Annotated in this window: 24 protein-coding genes; all 24 read right to left on the bottom strand. The window is 42.6% G+C overall.

From position 1 onward, the window contains the following. A partial coding sequence (locus PSU72_RS01030; RefSeq protein WP_300429772.1) for a hypothetical protein occupies nucleotides 1-1,075 on the bottom strand: 1,075 nt, incomplete at its 3' end. Beyond that, nucleotides 1,072-1,278, bottom strand: coding sequence for a hypothetical protein (locus tag PSU72_RS01035; RefSeq protein WP_300429775.1), 207 nt, complete (start codon nucleotides 1,276-1,278; stop codon nucleotides 1,072-1,074). The genes PSU72_RS01030 and PSU72_RS01035, both read right to left, overlap by 4 nt. A gap of 214 nt (nucleotides 1,279-1,492) precedes the next feature. Then, entirely contained in the window at nucleotides 1,493-1,942 is a 450-nt protein-coding gene (locus PSU72_RS01040) for a hypothetical protein (protein ID WP_300429777.1), read from the bottom strand. A 520-nt stretch (nucleotides 1,943-2,462) separates the two neighbouring features. After that, nucleotides 2,463-5,669, bottom strand: coding sequence for a DNA polymerase (locus PSU72_RS01045; RefSeq protein WP_300429779.1), 3,207 nt, complete (start codon nucleotides 5,667-5,669; stop codon nucleotides 2,463-2,465). Then, the gene (locus PSU72_RS01050; RefSeq protein ID WP_300429781.1) at nucleotides 5,666-5,908 is read right to left on the bottom strand and encodes a hypothetical protein; all 243 of its coding nucleotides are present in this window, start codon (nucleotides 5,906-5,908) and stop codon (nucleotides 5,666-5,668) included. Before PSU72_RS01050 ends, PSU72_RS01045 begins: the two co-directional genes overlap by 4 nt. Then, nucleotides 5,901-6,449, bottom strand: a complete 549-nt coding sequence (locus PSU72_RS01055; protein WP_300429782.1) for a hypothetical protein — start codon at nucleotides 6,447-6,449, stop codon at nucleotides 5,901-5,903. Before PSU72_RS01055 ends, PSU72_RS01050 begins: the two co-directional genes overlap by 8 nt. After that, a complete protein-coding gene (locus tag PSU72_RS01060) occupies nucleotides 6,440-7,393 on the bottom strand; it encodes a hypothetical protein (RefSeq protein ID WP_300429784.1) in 954 nt (317 codons plus the stop codon). Before PSU72_RS01060 ends, PSU72_RS01055 begins: the two co-directional genes overlap by 10 nt. Next, nucleotides 7,390-8,067 carry an exonuclease domain-containing protein gene (locus PSU72_RS01065; RefSeq protein ID WP_300429786.1) on the bottom strand — a complete coding sequence of 226 codons (678 nt, stop codon included), beginning with the start codon at nucleotides 8,065-8,067 and terminating at the stop codon, nucleotides 7,390-7,392. Before PSU72_RS01065 ends, PSU72_RS01060 begins: the two co-directional genes overlap by 4 nt. Then, nucleotides 8,067-8,330, bottom strand: coding sequence for a co-chaperone GroES (locus tag PSU72_RS01070; protein ID WP_300429788.1), 264 nt, complete (start codon nucleotides 8,328-8,330; stop codon nucleotides 8,067-8,069). Before PSU72_RS01070 ends, PSU72_RS01065 begins: the two co-directional genes overlap by 1 nt. Nucleotides 8,331-8,372: 42 nt before the next feature. Then, a complete protein-coding gene (locus PSU72_RS01075; protein ID WP_300429791.1) occupies nucleotides 8,373-9,119 on the bottom strand; it encodes a hypothetical protein in 747 nt (248 codons plus the stop codon). 143 nt (nucleotides 9,120-9,262) lie between these two features. After that, on the bottom strand, nucleotides 9,263-12,118 hold the full coding sequence (locus PSU72_RS01080) for a hypothetical protein (RefSeq protein ID WP_300429793.1): 2,856 nt from the start codon (nucleotides 12,116-12,118) through the stop codon (nucleotides 9,263-9,265). A 9-nt stretch (nucleotides 12,119-12,127) separates the two neighbouring features. After that, nucleotides 12,128-12,649, bottom strand: coding sequence for a hypothetical protein (locus PSU72_RS01085; RefSeq protein ID WP_300429796.1), 522 nt, complete (start codon nucleotides 12,647-12,649; stop codon nucleotides 12,128-12,130). Beyond that, nucleotides 12,639-13,127: an HNH endonuclease gene (locus tag PSU72_RS01090; protein WP_300429798.1), complete on the bottom strand. Its 489-nt coding sequence runs from the start codon at nucleotides 13,125-13,127 to the stop codon at nucleotides 12,639-12,641. The genes PSU72_RS01085 and PSU72_RS01090 overlap by 11 nt, the downstream gene beginning before the upstream one ends. A 5-nt stretch (nucleotides 13,128-13,132) precedes the next feature. Next, nucleotides 13,133-14,554, bottom strand: coding sequence for a DEAD/DEAH box helicase (locus PSU72_RS01095; RefSeq protein ID WP_300429800.1), 1,422 nt, complete (start codon nucleotides 14,552-14,554; stop codon nucleotides 13,133-13,135). A 15-nt stretch (nucleotides 14,555-14,569) separates the two neighbouring features. Continuing rightward, on the bottom strand, nucleotides 14,570-15,055 hold the full coding sequence (locus PSU72_RS01100; RefSeq protein ID WP_300429802.1) for a hypothetical protein: 486 nt from the start codon (nucleotides 15,053-15,055) through the stop codon (nucleotides 14,570-14,572). After that, nucleotides 15,055-15,414, bottom strand: coding sequence for a helix-turn-helix transcriptional regulator (locus PSU72_RS01105; protein ID WP_300429805.1), 360 nt, complete (start codon nucleotides 15,412-15,414; stop codon nucleotides 15,055-15,057). Before PSU72_RS01105 ends, PSU72_RS01100 begins: the two co-directional genes overlap by 1 nt. Before the next feature lie 413 nt (nucleotides 15,415-15,827). Further along, on the bottom strand, nucleotides 15,828-16,196 hold the full coding sequence (locus PSU72_RS01110) for a hypothetical protein (RefSeq protein WP_300429808.1): 369 nt from the start codon (nucleotides 16,194-16,196) through the stop codon (nucleotides 15,828-15,830). A 28-nt stretch (nucleotides 16,197-16,224) separates the two neighbouring features. After that, nucleotides 16,225-16,452, bottom strand: coding sequence for a hypothetical protein (locus PSU72_RS01115; RefSeq protein ID WP_300429810.1), 228 nt, complete (start codon nucleotides 16,450-16,452; stop codon nucleotides 16,225-16,227). 14 nt (nucleotides 16,453-16,466) lie between these two features. Next, complete coding sequence (locus tag PSU72_RS01120) at nucleotides 16,467-16,955, bottom strand: hypothetical protein (RefSeq protein ID WP_300429813.1); 489 nt, start codon at nucleotides 16,953-16,955, stop codon at nucleotides 16,467-16,469. Beyond that, nucleotides 16,936-17,115 (bottom strand): hypothetical protein, encoded by a 180-nt coding sequence (locus PSU72_RS01125; RefSeq protein ID WP_300429814.1) that lies wholly within the window; start codon nucleotides 17,113-17,115, stop codon nucleotides 16,936-16,938. Before PSU72_RS01125 ends, PSU72_RS01120 begins: the two co-directional genes overlap by 20 nt. A 173-nt stretch (nucleotides 17,116-17,288) precedes the next feature. Further along, complete coding sequence (locus tag PSU72_RS01130) at nucleotides 17,289-17,507, bottom strand: hypothetical protein (protein ID WP_300429816.1); 219 nt, start codon at nucleotides 17,505-17,507, stop codon at nucleotides 17,289-17,291. Between the two features lies 1 nt (nucleotide 17,508). Then, nucleotides 17,509-17,991, bottom strand: coding sequence for a hypothetical protein (locus tag PSU72_RS01135; RefSeq protein ID WP_300429819.1), 483 nt, complete (start codon nucleotides 17,989-17,991; stop codon nucleotides 17,509-17,511). Then, nucleotides 17,988-18,314: a hypothetical protein gene (locus PSU72_RS01140; protein WP_300429821.1), complete on the bottom strand. Its 327-nt coding sequence runs from the start codon at nucleotides 18,312-18,314 to the stop codon at nucleotides 17,988-17,990. Before PSU72_RS01140 ends, PSU72_RS01135 begins: the two co-directional genes overlap by 4 nt. Next, the coding region (locus tag PSU72_RS01145; RefSeq protein ID WP_300429823.1) for a hypothetical protein at nucleotides 18,311-18,667 on the bottom strand (357 nt) is incomplete at its 5' end. The genes PSU72_RS01145 and PSU72_RS01140, both read right to left, overlap by 4 nt.

Below are 18,667 nucleotides of genomic sequence, written 5' to 3' on the forward strand. Positions count from 1 at the left end.
CATTGTGTTTCTCCAATAATTCTTTAACAACTTTCACCTGAGGTTCTTCTAAGTTCTCAAACAAGTAAGCCATGACATCAAAGCCTTTAGCGACTTCTAAACTACTTGGCAGGTCAATCATGTCAGCAACACCTGCAACGCTCACAGCATTCGTGACTACGTATGCAGAGCTACGTTGGCGGTACTTACTAATCTCTGACAGCATTGCTGCCGCCTGCTCTGTCGGGCATTTGCCAATGACACGAACAAACTCAAAGTCACCAGCTTGGCCTAACTCATCCCAAGGGATTTGAGCGAATGATTCAGAAGCTGTCCAAGTTGTGATGCTGTTCACGGAACGTGAACTAGGGTCAAAGATGAACGCTTGTTTAGTGTCATTGCCAAGGCAATCAGCTACTGAGCTGGGGAATTGATTGCCAGCAACAATAACGTTCTTCATCGGCCTAGCTTGTTGGTGGACATGACCAAACATCAGCGTATTGTTGTTGGCCGTCAGCATTTTCGCTCGTTCTTCAGACACGTTCAAACTATGGTCAGATTGAACAGCGAAGTGGTTATCGTAGTTGGCATGCACTAGAATCAATGTATCTTTAAATTCTGCCGCCTGGTCCATCTCCATATCGAACATGTCTTGATTGGCAACGTGAGGGATAATTAAGATGTTTGATGCAGGAAACAGCAAAGCCTTATCAACCAAAGTAACGCGGTCACTATTCAACGCCCCGACAACGAATTCTAAAGAGCACATGTTCGCGCTGTTTTTAGATAGGTCGTGGTTGCCTTCAGCTAATATTAGTCGTGGGTCTGATTCCTCAACAGCTACGTGAGGCTCAGAAGCTGTAGCCTCTAACCACTCACGGCACAACAAGTAGAAGTCAAATGCATCATTCAGTGACACGTTGAATACATCGAAGATGTCACCGTTGAATATAATGTCTTTGTCGAGGTGAGCGAACATGAGCGCACGAACCTTAGCTAACAAGTAGGCCTTCAATGCGAATGCCGTTTTCGGGGTTGTACCTGCACTGCGAGTAACGCCAAGGTGCAGGTCATTTATGATTAATTGCTTTCTCATTCTTCATCTCCAATCGTAAGGCAGTTAAATGTGGCTCGGTTGTCCATGAAAGCGTCTTTATTCTTAGTGGCTACAATATGAATTTGCACCTCGTCATTACCTCCAATTGAGTAGCTTTCTTCCTCCCAATAACCGTTCAATGTTTCACTGAAGCTTTTAGTAAGTAGAGCTTCTAACTTTTCTTTATTGATTGTTATGTTCATTATTTTCTTCCTAATATGTAATTGAATATTCGTCTTAATCCGTAACCTCTAATGAAGCTGGCAACGGTAAAGGCTGCGATGATCTGTAAATCTTGCGCTGGTTGAATGTAGATTCCGTACTTAGGAAACATCCAACGCTGGAGGGTGTATGAAACAAGTACGCCAACAACTATGTTGCAAACTTGCTCTACTATGGACATCCATCTACTCTGCATCAGTAAAGCCTTTCAAAGAATTTGTCCAAAGCATCTTTTGCTTTAAGGTGTTTCGGGAACTCACGCAAATCCCAACTAGGTACGTCAAGGTTTTCTCTGAAGAATGTAAGCGGAACAAGCCTCCAGAATGTCTGATTCAAGGTGTAGAAATTAATCACAATTCCGATCTCACCTCCAGCTAACTCACGCTTGCGAAGCTTGGCTATCTGGTCATTGTCAAAGTTCTTTTTAGGTAGCCTGAACTCATGCTCAACTTCCTTTACTTCAATCAAACCGTGTAGGCCTGGAGCATAGAAAGCAAAATCACCTGGCTGTGCTGCGAACCTGCCGCCTGCACTTCGGGCATCGTAAACTCGGTGCCAATCAAAAGCTGCCACTTTAGATGACAGCTCAGTTAAATATGTTGCTACGGCTTTCTCAGCCTTCTTGCCTCTATCAGCGGCGCTCATAGCTTTGAACCCCACTCCATAACTCCATACATGAAGCAGAAAGCAGCTACAGATTTAAAGAATCCATTATTTAGGAAGGGAGGAAAAACCCACCCGAAAACAGTGTAGGCAGTAAACATTACGCAGAGAAGGCATAGGGCACCTAACGCAAAAACAAACCTGTCTCTTTTACTTTTTTTACTTAACAAAATATTCTCCAAGGTTAAGGAGGACTTTCACCTCTTGTGTAGCTTTGTGGTCGGATATACCCTCCACTACTCTCCTGCCCTACGTATGAATCCATATACAGGCATGCACCCTGTTTTATACCCACAGATTGTGCTGGGGCTTAACAGGGCTGATTATGACATTGTCATCAAACATCTGCAACTCTATTTGATGCTTTAAGAATTAGTGCTGTCTTTCCAGCAGTCCGTTAGTCTCCTCAAAGGTAAAGCATTTAAAGGTCTTGAGGTCTAACTGCTACTGTTTCCCACCTGTAGCTGGGGTATCTACCACAAACACAACCCACTCGTTGTTCTTATGCCGCTAACTTCTCCATGTAGCCAAGGCTACGAAGCGCGTTCTCAATTAACTCTCTGTCAGGAACTTCGCCTAGTTCGATTTGAATTCCGAAGTTAGGTCCTAAGGAAATTTCACTCACGATTGGCACCGTCATACCTCCGTATGGTGCAATCATTGCTGCATGCATCTCACAGATAAAGTCATACGTGTGCTCGTCTACCACGACAGAGGCAACGTTCTCATCGTGAATCGGTGCAATAAACCTTGCATCGTAACGTTGAAACAAACGTGTATCCCAGAAGCGTCCCATTGCAAGCTTCGTCATCTCAGCACTTGAACCTTGAATCTCAAAGTTCACTGCTTGACGCTCTGCTTTGCTCGATTCAAATCTATCGCTAGATAAGAACGCTGGGCCTAAATGTCGTCTAGCACCCATCAATGTGAATGAAAGGCCACAGATTTTTGCTGCAGCAATAACTTCTTTCTTCCACTTCTCGGCACGAGGGAACGCGGCAAGTTTCGCATCGATGTACTGCTGAGCTTCTTTCTCAGTAACCAATAAGGTTTCAGAAAGCTTCTTAGCTTGAGCGCCGTACTCAGTAGTAAAGTTAACTTTCTTACCGATGTCACGGAAGTCTTTAGCCTTGGCAGCAACAGCTTTATCAGGACTCTTACGTGATGCTTGGAAGTCTTCATAACTCACTTCCCAGCCTGACTTAGTTGCAATCCCTGCCGCTGTCATTGAGTGCATGTCTTTCTTATTGTCACCAATAAAGCAATCCAACATACCTTGATCTCGTGACTGATTTGCAATCACTCGCAACTCTTGACCACTAAAGTCCATTGATACAATCACAGCATTCTTTTTGTGAGGGATAATGATTTCACGGAACTGCTTGCCTTCATCTTTCTTAGGAAGCTGTTGCAGGTTCGGGCTAGAGAATGAATAGCGTCTAGTGTTTGTTTGACACTGATTAGCTTGAGCATGAACGTTACCGTCTTTCCAATGCTGAAAGAACTTGTAGGGTTTGTAATACAGTCCACGTCTAGTGTTGACAGTTTTCATGGACTGAATCGCTTCAAGATACTCGTTCACTCCCATGTCAATGTCATACTTCAAGGCGAACTGAATAGCCAAGTCGTCTGTTTGAGGGTTGCCTTCACGAATACCTTTAGCCTTCATTGCATCAGTGGCCGCATTACGTAAGCGAATTGGCAAGCCTAAGAACTCATACAGGAACGTAGCAAGTTGCTTAGGGCTTCCCATATTCAACTCTGGCTCACCTTTAAAGTAAGGTTTCAAGTAAGCGTCAACGCCTTTGTTGGCTTCAAGAATGTCAGCTAAAGTATCCTGACCAGCTTCACGAATCAAAGCAAACAGCTTAGAAGGTGTACGAACTTGAGACTCTAACTTAGTACCAGTGACCAACAAATATGCTTCTTTAATAGCAGCTGCAGATTCTTCGTATGGTTGATAAACAGTACCTTCCCAGCCTTTAGCAATCAGTAAGTCACGGATTAAAATCCATGCCTTCTCATACCTTACGTTATCTGCCGCTTCCATTTCCAACATACGTTCCATTGAAATCGGTGTACCTTGAACGAAGGCTAGAGCTGTTAAGTAAGCTGGAGATATTTCAACTTGCTGATAGATATGGTAAGTTTCCTCCATGCCCATAATCATTTTGAAGTGGTTATAAATTGCAGCCGTACAAATCGTATCGTCTGTACCGTAGCTTAGAACTTCATCCAAAGTGAGCTCACTCATCTTGCGACCTTGAGTTACTTCGGCATACGTAGTTTGTGTGTAGCCTAGAACCTTAGCTGAGAGCTTCTTCAAGCCTCTGCTGTCATTCTCATCCACATACGAAGCCATAATGGTCGTATCTTCAATGTTCGGTAAGAAGCCTTCCCAGCCATTATCTTTCTGAGCGTCAGCCCATTCCTGATAAAGCACTGACAATTCAAACGAAGCGTTATGAACTACCGTCTTAATGTTTTTAGGAATCTGTGCAACGAGTTGGCGAACCTGCTCAGATGTACAGTTGTTCGTATCTTTGTGATTAACTGAGAAGTACAAGCTGTACTGCATGTTGTCACCGTAAGTAATACCAACACCAGTTAAATCACTGCCGAATACATCAACGCCTGAACGCTCTTCTTCAACACCTGACTTCTTCTGTTTAGCGTCCATCCAATCGTCTGATTCTTCACTTGTTGAAGTCTCAATATCTAAGGAAACAATCGGGGAGACTTTAAAGTGCTGCAGTGCATGCTTGACAGAAGTATCGTAGTTGTCTGCAGTCACACCTTTAATTTGCGCGTACCAACGAGTGAAGCGATCATCAACCCATTCTGAGTTAGGTTTAACCATGCCGACCTGCCATTGAAGCGGTCTACGCATTGTATTAACTTTCTCAGGGTAGAACCTTGCCAAGTCGTATGAGACGTAGACTGCTTCTTTATCATCCATAATAAGTTGCAGATGTTTACAAGCGGCCAAGTCTTCTTCCAACTTTTCAAGTTCTTTATTGAGAATTAGACCTTCCATCAACTCTAGGCCGTCATCATCAAAGGCAACGTAAAGGTCTTCAAACTTTTTCTCACCAAACTTGTATGCACCTTTGATGTTATCTGAGGAGTCACCAACTAAGGCTTTGTAAACCGTAACGTATTTAGGTGGGAAAATTCCATACTTGTTTGTATTGAAGTTGCCACCAATCAACGTATCGCAGGTTTCAGTTTGCAGCTTAGTCATATCACCATCGTTTGAGATGACTAACTTTTTCCCTGGCAACGTCAGTGACAGATAATTTATAACATCGTCTGCCTCCATGCCATCCTGTTTAACAGCTGTAGCGCCTAGATCAAGTAAGACTGAACGCATTAGCTCACATGCTTTATTAAACTCGGTGTACTGCTCCTCTATCTTATCTCGGCCACCTTTATAGTCGGCATAGATGTTTGTGCGAAGCATCTTGGCATTCTCACCTTCAAATACCAACAGAACGTCTGACGGTACAGCGTTGTATTGTTTCAGGACGGCTTGAATCGAGTTCATCGCATTCTCGTAACCGAAGTCACCGCCGTTGACATAGACTTTAACGCCTTCTTTGTCTGGGTGCGGAACGTTATAACCGTTCTCAGTATCTTTACCTGCCAATAGACCTGTCCACATTAAGCTGGACACGTCCCAAATCAGGTAATCATATTCTTTACTCATTTCCTTCTCCTCAGTTTGGAAGCTTGCTCTAGTATCGACTCACAGTGCGTACAACGAATACGGCCAGCAGCCAAGCGTTCCTCAGGTATCTCGTCAGTGCAGTCCAGACAGAAAGGTGCTACAAAGTCGGGGTGCTTTTGTGGGGCAAGTAATGCTTGAATACCTGCAATCGAAGCGTTCGTAAACTTAGCTTCTTGAACGCTTGCTGCGTCCACCTCATCGGCTAGGCGCTCAAGCATAATAATCTTCCATAAAAATAGAAACCTCATGTTTTAGATCTAAAAGTGTCCCTGAATTGTCAATCACATAATCGCAGCCTTTGAACTCAATACCAGCTTCTGAAAGGTGAGCTTGACTAGTGGCGTTTAGCTTTGATTCACGGTTAGAGTGGATGTGGATTACTGTGCCACCTAAAGCGCGAACCATGTCAGCTTCATTATCAAATCGCGCATCAGTGATGACTAGGTCTTCATTATTTGCAATAACTTCCGCACAACTTCTTTGCATACTTTTAACCCAAATATTTTGGTCAATATTGTTGCGGCATGCTTCTGTACCTAATTTCTGTAGCATCTCGCGTGGTGATATACCCCAAAAAGGGTCAACGATTTCTTTTAAATCTGAGCTATAAAAATGCTCAACATCTAGTCCAAAAATTAGTGCTGCTGCTGTTTTTAGAGGATCAGCAAAGGCTGTTTGCTGAAAGTTAAAATGCTCTGAGAGCATATCAGCTACAGTGTTCTTACCTGCGCCAGCTTTACCTGCAAGGGCTAATAACATTTCTTTTCTCTTTCGTTTTTAATAAATTGTTTTACTTCGCCTAAAATCATATCTAGCTCAGTAAGCCGTGAAGGTGATGAATTTCTTGCTCCCCGAAAGAAGCTTTTAAATTGTGTTGCATTTAGAACCTCAGGGACTAGAACACCTCGGATGTAATCCAAAGGTTGTTGATACGTCCTGAAGTCTCCAGCCATGTTTAACATGTCATCTACGGTGTCGGGGTGTGATAGCCCTATCCACTTGCTAAAGCCCCAGAGATCTCTCGTCAAAGCTGTTTCGTTAATGATGAGAAGTGTCATTGCAAATCTCATATCTTCTAAAGCTTCAGGACTTAACCGACTCTTTAAATTTTCTAGGAGGATAGAAAACCTGTTGGATAACTCTGTATCTTCAAGGTATCTGCGCCTGTCAAAGTTTGGGTGAGCAGCTACAAAAGAACTTCTTGGGTAAGTAAAATCAGATTCATTTGTAACTGCTGCGAGCTTTCGTACACCGTATTTATATCTGCCGCAGGCCACTACAAAATTGAAGAACTCATCGATCTCAAGTTCTCCATTGAAGTTGTAGTAAGCCAAGCTTGCTAAAGCTGGGACGTAATTGAATTCATCATCAGCTTCAGCTCTAGGGAACAGTCTAGGTAGTTGGTTGAGGGGAATGCCAAAGCTAAGGCACAGTTCTTTAGTTGAAGGTTTTATACCGTTAGCCAAAGCGTAGATATAAAGCTCATACTGTTGGTGAAATTCTTCGTAAGACAAAGAAATAGAGACTTGTAATAAGTCTCTTTTATTCATTTCGTAGAGGCTCCCCTCTAGTATCAGAGGGGGAGCTTTCCATGTTACGTTCGGAGGAACTTCACCATGTATAAAGTCAATCCAGTTAATGCCAGATGCAGAGATTGCATCTTTCACTTTCTGGGTTAACTCAATAATGTTGTCGGGACTCATTTTAAAAGCAGCAAACTTTGTTTTAAGTCTGGGTCAAGGTTGTCTAGCTCAAGTAACCATTTCCGATAGGAAGAAGTTAAAGCAACTAGAGGTGTACCTTTATGCTTACCAAAAGGCATTGTTTCGACTTTGATAAACTTTTCAGTCTCGGCTACCATGTCACGCAAAGAAACACCTGAAACTTCTGAGATGTGCTTCAACAAACCAATGGTTGTGAATACATCGCTATCAGCTCTGTGTGATTCTCTACGAGGTAACTTCAACTCGTACATTAGAGATTGCAGCTTATGATTCTCTGCGTTAGGTAGGAAGCGTCTAGCCAAGCGTAAGGTACAAATCGTACCAGCATGCTCATCAATATACTTGCCTAAATAGCGGAGATCGAATTGTGCATTGTGAGCAATGAAAACAACCTTGCCCATGAATGGCGGCGTTTCGTGAACTACAAACATGTATTCATCTAACGTTGGACTATCAACTACGTCCTCGTCAGCGATACCATGTATGCCCGAAGCTGATGCTGAGATAGGCTTTTCTGGGTCAACTAAACTTGTGTGCTCACGAATGATATTAAAGTTTTCGTCAATCTCTGCATAAGCGACTTCACAAACACCTGCTGAGGGAGTAGCGTCAGTAGTTTCCGTATCGGCTACAATAAATCTAAAATCAGACATTACTCACCTCCTATTACAGCAAGGATGTCTTCTTCTTTAATCATTAAAAAATCTTCGCCTTCAAACTTTACAGACTGCCCAGCGAACTTACCAAACAACACTTTGTTACCTGCAACGACTTCAAGAACTTTACTGCCTACAGCTAAAACTTTTCCGTGATCTGGCCTATCAACTGGCGTTGATAGTATTAAGCCTGAGGGAGTTGATAGTTCTTCTTCCACACGCTTAACTAATACACGGTCATTCAATGGTTTTAAATTCATTACCTATCCTTAAAAAACAGGAGGCCGAAGCCTCCTTTATGATTACTTGTCTGAAGCTTCTAAAACAGTGAATGTGAATTTACCCATTGTTTTAACTTTGGCGCGGAATGTAATTTCTTCTGAACCGTCAGCTGGAACTTTACCCATACGAACTTTTACAGAACGTTGAATGCGGTAGCCATCAAAAGCTTTACGAGATTGTGGTGAAAGTGAAAGTTGAACCATGTCGCCAAGGTGTTTCTGACCTTCTGCAGCTGTGTTCAGGATGCCAATTACTTCTAAGTAATGTTTAACACTTGCATCCTTGTAGCCTTCGGTTACTACTAAGTAGTTGATGTACTCAGCAACTGATTGACCTGTTGCATCAATCGTAACGCCGTCTGAACTGTAACGTACTAGCTTAGTAGCTTCGTCACTGTCTTCGCCTGGAGTTAGCACAAATTGGTCGTTGAAACTAACCAAAGTGATTTGAACATTGTTGCCTAGACTGGCATTGTCGCCATCCATGATCTGACCATTACTACCTTTTAAGCGTGGGATAACGCCGAAGTCAATGATTGGTAATGCGTTTTCAAACTCAGACAACACTGTTTGAAACTTAGGAGCTACTGCACCTACTGCTGTGTTTTGAGCCTTAGCAATTGCTACTGTTGCTTCAACTTTAACTTTGTCTGCTGCTGATGGAGCTGCTTGTTCCGCAACTGTCTCAACTGTTTGCTCGCCTTCTACTTCTTCAAATTGACCTACTGTTGTTTCTGCTACTACTGCTGGTTTTTTAACTAGAGCCATGATGTTATTTCCTTTTTAATTTAATTAATATGACATTGTCATTATGTTAAGCCAAACAAAATCCCCGTAGGGAAATAGAACTATGTTCCTATATTGTTAGATTGTCAAACAATATATTGAGGGAAGTTCCAATCCCTCAAATTCTATTTAAACGCTTCCACTTTCTCAGCTGTTAATAACGCTTTGCTGAATCGGAACACCTTGGTTATAGGTGAATCTTTTAGTGGACTGTTAGGTACTGCCCTATCAACTATGGCAACAAAGCCTGATAAACCTTGTGCAAAAGCTTCTTCAGAATCGTAGTAAGTTTCAAAGTGCTTACGATGACTCCAAGCGTTACCTTTAACAAAGCAGTTGCGAACTTTGATGTCCACAAACTTATCGTCTTGCCAATAATCGAAGCCAGGAATAAGACCAAACTCCCCATCAACATCCTCAATTCTGGACATGAGTGACAGTACGTTAAGCATTTTCGCTGCCTCAGGCATCACAATCATAGCTACGTGGCGTGAAGTGTCTTTAACCGTGTCAGCCAAGTGTTTAAACTTCTCATCAAAGCGGTCTTCAAACGTGTCGCTAAGAACTAATTGAGCGAACTTCAAACCTTGCAGCACAACCGTCATGTTATAAACCACTCGGTCATTCTGACCTTGAAAGGCTGCAGCTTTAACTTCTGCGCTAATCTCCATAAACGTTTTCTTAAAGTCTTCAACCCTGATACTAAAGGTAGCATCAACAATTTCTTTACCTAGAGCAGAAATCACATGCTTATTATTGTTAACTAAGTCCATGTTCTTGCTGCGGCCAGCCAAGCCTGTCTTACTTAATTGAATACCTACCGAGCGTTCAAGTGTTGCCGTTTCTGCTTCCAAAGCTTCACCAATGATTAAGATTGGTGCGCTCCAGTTGTAGTCCTGAACATCACGCCATGAAGCATTCGCACCTGCTGCAGCTGAACCACCACCCTTACCGAAAACGTTTTGGTTAAACGCTTCACGGAACATAAGGCGCAACTCAGCGTGACGGCCAGTTTTGAATTCACGAGGCTTATACTCATCCAGTACGTATGGTATTGATGCCGAGCTGTTCATGTTGGCTTGGTCAGTAAAGTGTGTGTTGCTGTTAGCTGACGTAATCCTTGGGGTAGCAAGGTAATAAAACAAATGCAGAAACGATCTCACTGTGGTTGATTTACCACTACCAGCCTGTCCAAATATCTGGCAGATTGGAAACTGATTCCACGCCTTGTGATACAACTGACGATGGAAGCATGCAGTCATCCAGCCAAGTGTATTAGCAATTACGTATGGGTCATTCAGGTTCAGAAGCGCCTCGATTACCTTAGCGTATTCTTCGTATTGAGCTGTCTTGTTACCTTCAGCATCAAAGCAACCTGAAAAGCCTGGGCTATCTAACAAGTCTGATTTGTAAAGACCGTTTGTAGTTAGCTTAGTACCGTAGCGATACTTAACATCTACACCCTCCTGAGTTTCAACACCATCACCGCCGACCCAGACAATGTCAGTAACAACACCTTCTGGAGTTGAGCGAGGTATTAAATCCAAACCCTCTTTGTGAACGAGATAAACTACGTCACCAGTTTTAATTGCGCTGTCTCTCATACGCCCTGCCAATGCATTAACATGGTTGTCATTGCCTGTGAATACTCCAAGATTAGCGAGCACCCACGGAACAAATCTTCCCTTACCTGTAAATAAATCAAGTCCAAGATTCTTTCTACCTTTCATTTCGCCTCTAAAAAATATGTCTGCCTCATAACCATTTACGGAGTTATCAGACTTGTCTATCAGTAAGGCGATGTTTTTAAATACTAAATCGCAAATTTGCACAACACTGTCTTCGGTATTTCTAAACACGCCCTTGGTAGTCATAAACACACCACCGTAAAGGCTTTCAGATGAGTCTTCATCTGATACCGAAGTAACTTCTCCATGCTCATCGACATTCACACCATCTAAATCTGGAGCCGTCTCACCCTCTTTAAGTAGAGTTTTGATTGCCCCGACAGAGTAGGAGTAGCAGACGTTGTCATAAGTGTAGTCAAGCATTCTGCGAATCTCTGCCTCGCGTCTTGCTGGAGTGTTGTAGCGGCTTCCATCTGATTGGTGCTTTGCAATCAAGCCTTCACACAATTTGATAACATCATCAGGCGTTTTATTTAAACCGTTTGATGTGATCGCAATTTGCATTGCAATGTGATTGAAGCCTGCACCATCAGCGATGCCATCACCGTTCATTACCTTTTGCATTGTCGCTGGGAATTCGCCCTTGAACTTTGCTAAAGCTTCAACATCTTTTTGAGCTGAACCGCGCTTCTTCTGTGCTGCTTCAACCTTAATAGTTGCATTGGAGTACATCGTAGCCAAGTCAACGTTCAGTGTCGGTGTCGTGGCTTTGATCAGTTCGCGTGGCTTATCAATGATACGGATGTAACCTTCTTCATCCATGTCCTTGATTTCCTGTGCGGTGACTTGCACTTTAAACTTACCGTTCTCGCGCTCCACGTTTACCGTACGGAACATGCGACCCTTGCGGCCTGAGTAAACTCGTATGTCCATCGTGTCTACATAAAGACTGAATGCCAGTTCTTTGTAGATGTATGGTAGGCCTGTAATACCTTTTGCTGGCGGCTTGGACATGAAACATTCTTGTGGAATAGTGACATGAAAACCTTTTTTGCCAGTGGCGTAGAAACTGGCTTCACTTGTATCAAACTCAAGGTCTTCAAGCTTTTTAATAAACTTTTGAACTCTGATAATACAATCGTCAATGTCGTCACTGTCAAAATCAAAGTACATAGGACCCTTGTACTTGATTGCCATAATTTCATCTTTAGTAGTTGAATCGTCAATACCCTTATCTAAATCTAAAATAGTGGTATAGCGAGGTTGCTTATTATCAACAACGTTACTACGGTGTTCCGCAAGAGCTTGGTGCCAGGCTTCTTCACCGCCCTTTGTTTGGTAATAGAAAAACATGTCAGCCCCTTAAAAAGAAAATTCTGCAGGGGTTGATGGGAAAAGTTTCCTGAAACTTCTAGGGGACTCAACGTATGTATTACCCTCAGAGTAGAACGATGAACGGTTCCTAGTCTTAAGCAATACAGCAAATTGCACATAGTTCTGTGAACTACCTGAACCACCGAACATTAAAAACATATCAGCTGGAAGTGAGATGTAGATAGGGAAACCAAAGAGTTTCTTTGGCATGTAACCTACAATCATTTCTGTGCCTGTCGATTCATCTAGCAATCTTAGACTAGCCTTCTTGTCTCTGTCTTGCGTGATGCTCACCACTTTAATAGTTGAAAGTACCTTAGGTTCTTTTTGCTCACTCACATCTTTAGCGCCGTAACGCAACCCTCTAGGTTGGTACACAATAAAGATGCAGTCGTTATACGCTGACTCCCTACGCAGATGGCCGTAGGATTCAAACGTTTTAGCTTCTTCAGGTGGCATTTGGGCAACCAGTAGTTCTAAGGTTTGCCCCGTTGTTAACTTAGCTTCCATGTTGAAAATCTCCGTGGTTGCTGTTAACAAACTTTTGGTATGATTCTGAAGCTTCTTCAGGTGTTTTAAACAACCCTAGGAACTTTTTCTGCCCTTTAAAAGTAGCCTGAGCTAACCATTTTTTTGACTTAGTAACTAAAGAAACTCCTTTAAATCCACTTGTGTTAGTTTTGTATTTTCCAGTGTTTCTTAAGTTTTGCTCTCTTGATGCTTCCCTCAAATTTAGAAACTTATTGTCACTTCTTACGCCATTAATATGGTCTGTGTCTTCTTTAGGAAACTCTCCTGTCATATATAACCAAGCTAGTCGATGTCCCTTATATTTAATCCCGAACATCTTAATGACTACATACCCCTCCTGGGATATAAATCCTGCGTTACTTCCTACCTTTATTGACCAGTTATTACTTACTAACCATGTAAAATGGCCTGTTAAAGGGTCATAGGCTAAGAGCTTTTTTAATTCCAACTGTGTCATTGCTTCTACTCTTTCCCGAAAATTAAATCTTTTAAATTAGCGAATCCACGTTGGACCTTATTAATTAGCACATCTTTCCTTAGCACATCTTCAAGTAGGCTCATTTGGATTGTTCCTTCAGCAACCGCTATACGGCATCGAACATTGAACTTCTGGCCTGAACGTCCTAGCCGACCAACCGCCTGAATAAAATCCTTAGGTACGATTGGAAGTTCAAAGAATAGAATGTCTCGACAAACATCTTGCAGACCATCTAAACCTTGACCAGCACTTAACGGGTTCAGAACAGCAACACGGCAAGTTGGGTCATTGATGAATCTGTCGATGTTGATACCTTGTTGAGCAGCTGAAACATCGCTATAACAAGCTACAACACCGTATGGTTGAAGGTACTCAACCAACTTTCTGTTTGTCATTTTGTAGTTTGCAAAGATGATCAGCTTATGGCCGTCAACGCTTTCTACATTCAACTCCTCTAGGATTTGGTCTAAGAGGTCATATCCAGCTGGCTTCATAGGCTTGCCTAAGAAGTGGTCTGGGTTTAATACAATCTGTTGAAGGCAGTGTCGCAACCGTGTAGCCTGAGTTGCATCAATCTTGCCGCCGTCTTCCAATATCAGTAACTGCTCATCCCCAAGTTTCTTATAAAGCCTTACATGCTCTTTCTCTAACGAGTAATGCATCGGCATGTAAAAGATTTCAGGGAGGTCTTTAAGCACATCTGACTGAAGAATCCTGCAGCTGTTGATTTCCATACTTTCTTTTAGGAAGTCAAGGTTCGCCCACTTCTTGATGTTGTTGAAGAAGTCGCGCTCAGCTACATGAAGGTTTTCAAAGTGACGTTTGTTTCTGTAGATGGTTGGTGAGATTAACTTCACATAAGCATAGGCATCCATTGGTGTGGATAGCGGTGTACCTGTCAGTAACAACAGATCACGGCCTACTGCAAAGTCTCTAACCATCTTGTGATTACCGCTGCCAGTATTCTTAATCGAAGTTGCTTCATCCACTACAACTATGACATTGTCATAATTAGAGTCAAAATATTTAGTGATGTATTCTTGATCGTTTTTAAATATTGGTAGCGACATCAAAACGAAGTCAGCTTTTAAATTGATTTGCTTACGCTCGGCTGGCGTACCTTTGTAAACCACTGTAGTAAGCTTCGGCCTAATCTTATCAAGCCAGCGTTTCCACCCTGTCAAAAGAATCGGCGGCATAAATACAACCGTAACAGTTGACTGCCCTTCATGCTGAATCTTTTTATAAAGGGCTGTAATGGTTGACATCACTGTTTTGCCTGTACCAACTTCAGCGTAGAAGCCAGAACGCGGTTTAGGGGCTAAGTCATTAATGGCTTCGACTTGAAGCTCCCACAGAGGAAACGGCATCTCGTATTTGGAGAGAACTAAATCATACGGGCTCATACATTTTCTCCAAAGTTAGTGTTTCGTAAATGACATTGTCATAACATTACACGAACTAATTCCATTAGGCAAATTAAAAACACTGCCGCCGAAGTTGACTGACACCACATTGCCTGAGGATTCAATCACACCTCTTGGCCCTGCCGCCTTTAACTCCATGATATTAATCCACAATTCACCGAGAAGCTTGTATGGTTCCATTGCTCGATAATTCATTGACTTAATCGCTTCCACGCACTCTGTCGGGGATAGCGTTTCAAGTGCCTTGGCAAGTTCTTTATTAACTGAGGTCTCAAGGTGGCATGGGTAGATCATGTCTGAGAATTTGGGGTATGTGGCGTTGTCGGAACAAGTGATTGCAATATCTGCAAGGGGTTCGCTAAGGTAGAAAAGGTTCCATGCAGCTAAGCTTTCTAATACGCTATAACTGCCGAAACCCACCTGCTCCCCTGAAGGGAGCGTACGAACGTAATTTTTTATGTCGTGTGGACTGAATCTCATTATTTAATTCTTCTCCTAAGTTTTACTTCTTTAAGTAACGATGCGTAAACTTCTGGCTGCTCTTGCTGCAGCAGCTTACTTACTTCAATGGAATCCCTAGTAACGTCTTTAAGATTGATTTTCTCAATCCACGTTAGTCTAAGTATTTGAGTCAGTGAGTCAGGCATCCTGCGCTCACCGTTCTCATACCTAGAGCCGCCACTTTGCGTGATGCCGACCTTTTCCCAAAATTCATTTTGGGAAAGGTCATTGGCAATTCTTAGGTCTTTTGGATTTATCTTAAGTTTTTGCTTTTCTTCACGCTTCGCTTTTACCTCATCTAAGGGTTTAGCTTCGCCTATTGGGTTGTCTTTATCCATTTTTTAATCCTCTAAGTTACGTTCTGTTACATATTCTAACCTTGTTTTTATAAAAATGACAATGTAATACTTTATGACAATGTCAAGTGTAATTTTGAAACGAATTCTGCTGCGTTTGATGTCAGCTCTTTAACTCCTTTTGAATAGAGGTATTCGATTGCATCGTTTACCATGTTTACTGCGGAAGCTTCAGCCTCGTTGGGGTCATTACTTCGTACAAGAACACTTCTGAGCAATGGTCTTCTACACATCCGTACTGGCTGTGCAACGCGATGTCGCCATCGTCCATTAACAAAAAGTCGAAATAGATTCTTTGATTCTCATCACCTACGAAATAAGGTGACTTAAAAGGGTTAGTTGTACTTTCATCTCCATTTACTACATGTCCAGCTTCGCTTATTTGCATACCTGCCCTATATAATTTTTAAGTTGTGAAGATTATTTAACCACTCCCATGTACCAACACCTGACGTTCTTTTTGTCGTCATTACCTTAGGAAATTCTTTAGGTGGGTTGTTTATAGGGGGTTTTAACATGCATCTAGCTAACACGGCTTTCCAGGAAGAATCGCCGCGTGGACCAGGTAAAATCTCTAGGTCCTCCAATGCATTTCGTGCATCGTACTCATTTAGTTTTTCATAGCCCCAGTAGGGTACGTTGTCTAGGAACAGTACAACGGTAAAAGCATTCTCTATGGCCTCTTTTGAGGAGTGAAATAAGCCTACGCTATAACCTCTTGCACACTCTCTTTTATCTACGAGCTTTAGTTCTATGTTTTCCATTTGCGGTGTCCTTTATACGGCTAAACGGTTACGGATTTATTACAGCCTTAATACCCACAACTGTCCTGGGGACTTGCAGCTTCTTAGACAAGCGTTCAACCCTTGCTATGTTGAATGAGACTTTGGAAGCCGCATGCTCCAACGCAGTTTCAGCCACTAACAGTTGGCGTTGCGCCTCTGCCAATTCAGCCTGAATTAGGTTGTTAATCGTAGGTAAATCTACAATCGCTTTGTATAACTTTACTAATCCGTTCAAAATATTTCTCCTAGTTACTTACAAAAAGTTTCGTTATAGATGTCAGAAATAACACCGTCTAAAAGTATTGCTTGGCCTGAGCACGTTCTGCCCCAGACAGACATGTTGGCAAAGTTGCCAACAATCTCACCCTGCTCAGCGAGCTTTTCAGCAAGCCAATCGCTGACAATCCAATGCTCAAGTGCTTCGTTGTAATAAGGCTCAGTGTTGTCTTGTTCACAAGCATCCTGCCAAGAGTCGGCATCAGAGGTGTCGTCATTTTCAAACTTAAAAATTTCACCTTCGGCATTCATGTCCCACCCATTATCACGAGCAGCTGATTCCCAATCAGTTTTGGTGTACAGGTTGTAGAGGTCGTCTTCGTACTCATCAAACATCGTGGCTGCCTCTGATATTCTAGCGCCGACACTACTCATTAAAGAGCTCACACAATGATGAACATGTCTCTCAACAAACCCCTGCAAAATTTCTTGCCCTCCAGCGTTATTGTTGCTCACTTTCATTTTCTTCTCCAATTAGAATTATGTCAATGTCATTATTTACAGCCGCAGCAATCCCAGCCTTGTATGCTACCCAAACCGCCTTGGTAAAAGCAGCTTGAAAGTCATCAGTTGCTAGAAGCTTCTCAGCAAAGACCGTACGTAGGTGAGCAATATCAATCATCAGTTCGCCTGTTCGTATCAACCCAAGAGTTCACAGCCTTGTGCGCTGCTTGACTGAAATTGAAACTTTCAAACGGGCAAAGATCACCTGTTTTAATTTCAGGAAAATGTGCTGCTATCTCTGCCCAGAAAGCTTCTTCAGCTTCGTAGACAGCTGTTGTAAGGCGGCTAGGCTCAAGCATTGATTACCTCCACAACGCGATAGTCTTCGCGGTCATAATCATCAAGATCAACTTCACTGTCATATTTGATGTCATGAAAGAACTCGTCAATTGCCGCTTGAGCTTCTTCTGCGGTTTCAAACTGGCTTGGAGTTTCTTTTCCAGTTACTCTGTCGGTGTCAGTCCAAACATTTTCCCACTCATTACCAATATACATTTCAACTTGCCACATGTTAGTTTCTCCACGCTTCGTTAAGTAGGTTTACAGCGTCAGCATGTAACGTGTACCACGCTTTAGATACATCTTCTGGCACATCCGTATCAGAAATATCAAACTCGCCGTCAGGGTGCTTTGCTGTTTGAATGATAGGGCCTGTTACATCCCCATCTTGCTTTCTTAGAGACACCGTAAACTTCCAATCGTAGTCTTCAAAGCGAACGTAAGTGTCAACATCGATATAACCATTATCATTTTGAGATACAAACGGAGGCACAACCTTAACTGTGCCTGGCTCATCCTTGTCACCTTTGAACAGGTTGATCAGGTCTTCAACACCGCCTTGGAGCGTTGTGATTGCATCTTGCTTGAGTTCAGGGTTAAGGATGTTTTGAGTATGCATAATGGCTTCAGCAAAGGATATGCGAGCCACACCCATCAATGACTCTACATTTTTAAATCGGATACTATCGTCTTGCAGTTGCATTTCTTGTGTCATTCAGTTCTCTCCATATATTCTCGAATAAATTCTGCGTTATACTCTGGCCGTTCAGGGTCGGCCACTTCAAACAAAGTTAATCGCATCATCAGTTTGTTAAGCTCCAAATCGTTAATAACTGAAGCTCGCTCAGCCACCTCCATAAGAAGCCCAGCAAAGATGTAAATAGGTACGGACATAATGCCCAAACCATTTTCATGTACGTTGCTGAGCTCTTTCAGTAGCTGAGGCGTATGTACTTTCCAACTTAAATTCCTTGGGAACTTCTTGCTTCTGAAGGGATTCAGTGGAAATTTTCCATTACCGTGATTTAACTTTGTCATACATCTAAGGGACTGCGAGGCCCTAAAGCGATTGGATGGCGTGGTGCCACGTCTGTCCCGATTGGGAAGAACTTGTATTTGTATCGTGTGTTTAAGTAGCTGTCACGATTCTTCCAGATGTGAGCGCGTTCTTCAGTATCAAAGCCTGAGCCAAGGTTGAACGGTACGCCATCGTCTGTCAGGCATTTCAAAGCACCTAAGGTGTCCATTGGAACTAAGCCTGCAGCATGAGTGCTACGTTGTGAACGGCCTAACTCGTTGGTGACTTTTTCGTTGTCGTTGTGCATCAGTTCTTCAAAGCCAACGATGGTGCATTCAGCATCTTCAAAGCGTTTGATTTTGTTGAGCTCTTG

The organism is Methylotenera sp. (assembly GCF_029945535.1).
Lineage (GTDB): Bacteria > Pseudomonadota > Gammaproteobacteria > Burkholderiales > Methylophilaceae > Methylotenera.

Coding starts and splice junctions, on each gene's coding strand:
- PSU72_RS01035 (WP_300429775.1), bottom strand. CDS start 1,278: ATGAACATAACAATCAATAAAGAAAAGTTAGAAGCTCTACTTACTAAA.
- PSU72_RS01040 (WP_300429777.1), bottom strand. CDS start 1,942: ATGAGCGCCGCTGATAGAGGCAAGAAGGCTGAGAAAGCCGTAGCAACA.
- PSU72_RS01045 (WP_300429779.1), bottom strand. CDS start 5,669: ATGAGTAAAGAATATGATTACCTGATTTGGGACGTGTCCAGCTTAATG.
- PSU72_RS01050 (WP_300429781.1), bottom strand. CDS start 5,908: ATGCTTGAGCGCCTAGCCGATGAGGTGGACGCAGCAAGCGTTCAAGAA.
- PSU72_RS01055 (WP_300429782.1), bottom strand. CDS start 6,449: ATGTTATTAGCCCTTGCAGGTAAAGCTGGCGCAGGTAAGAACACTGTA.
- PSU72_RS01060 (WP_300429784.1), bottom strand. CDS start 7,393: ATGAGTCCCGACAACATTATTGAGTTAACCCAGAAAGTGAAAGATGCA.
- PSU72_RS01065 (WP_300429786.1), bottom strand. CDS start 8,067: ATGTCTGATTTTAGATTTATTGTAGCCGATACGGAAACTACTGACGCT.
- PSU72_RS01070 (WP_300429788.1), bottom strand. CDS start 8,330: ATGAATTTAAAACCATTGAATGACCGTGTATTAGTTAAGCGTGTGGAA.
- PSU72_RS01075 (WP_300429791.1), bottom strand. CDS start 9,119: ATGGCTCTAGTTAAAAAACCAGCAGTAGTAGCAGAAACAACAGTAGGT.
- PSU72_RS01080 (WP_300429793.1), bottom strand. CDS start 12,118: ATGTTTTTCTATTACCAAACAAAGGGCGGTGAAGAAGCCTGGCACCAA.
- PSU72_RS01085 (WP_300429796.1), bottom strand. CDS start 12,649: ATGGAAGCTAAGTTAACAACGGGGCAAACCTTAGAACTACTGGTTGCC.
- PSU72_RS01090 (WP_300429798.1), bottom strand. CDS start 13,127: ATGACACAGTTGGAATTAAAAAAGCTCTTAGCCTATGACCCTTTAACA.
- PSU72_RS01095 (WP_300429800.1), bottom strand. CDS start 14,554: ATGAGCCCGTATGATTTAGTTCTCTCCAAATACGAGATGCCGTTTCCT.
- PSU72_RS01100 (WP_300429802.1), bottom strand. CDS start 15,055: ATGAGATTCAGTCCACACGACATAAAAAATTACGTTCGTACGCTCCCT.
- PSU72_RS01105 (WP_300429805.1), bottom strand. CDS start 15,414: ATGGATAAAGACAACCCAATAGGCGAAGCTAAACCCTTAGATGAGGTA.
- PSU72_RS01110 (WP_300429808.1), bottom strand. CDS start 16,196: ATGGAAAACATAGAACTAAAGCTCGTAGATAAAAGAGAGTGTGCAAGA.
- PSU72_RS01120 (WP_300429813.1), bottom strand. CDS start 16,955: ATGAAAGTGAGCAACAATAACGCTGGAGGGCAAGAAATTTTGCAGGGG.
- PSU72_RS01125 (WP_300429814.1), bottom strand. CDS start 17,115: ATGATTGATATTGCTCACCTACGTACGGTCTTTGCTGAGAAGCTTCTA.
- PSU72_RS01130 (WP_300429816.1), bottom strand. CDS start 17,507: ATGTGGCAAGTTGAAATGTATATTGGTAATGAGTGGGAAAATGTTTGG.
- PSU72_RS01135 (WP_300429819.1), bottom strand. CDS start 17,991: ATGACACAAGAAATGCAACTGCAAGACGATAGTATCCGATTTAAAAAT.
- PSU72_RS01140 (WP_300429821.1), bottom strand. CDS start 18,314: ATGACAAAGTTAAATCACGGTAATGGAAAATTTCCACTGAATCCCTTC.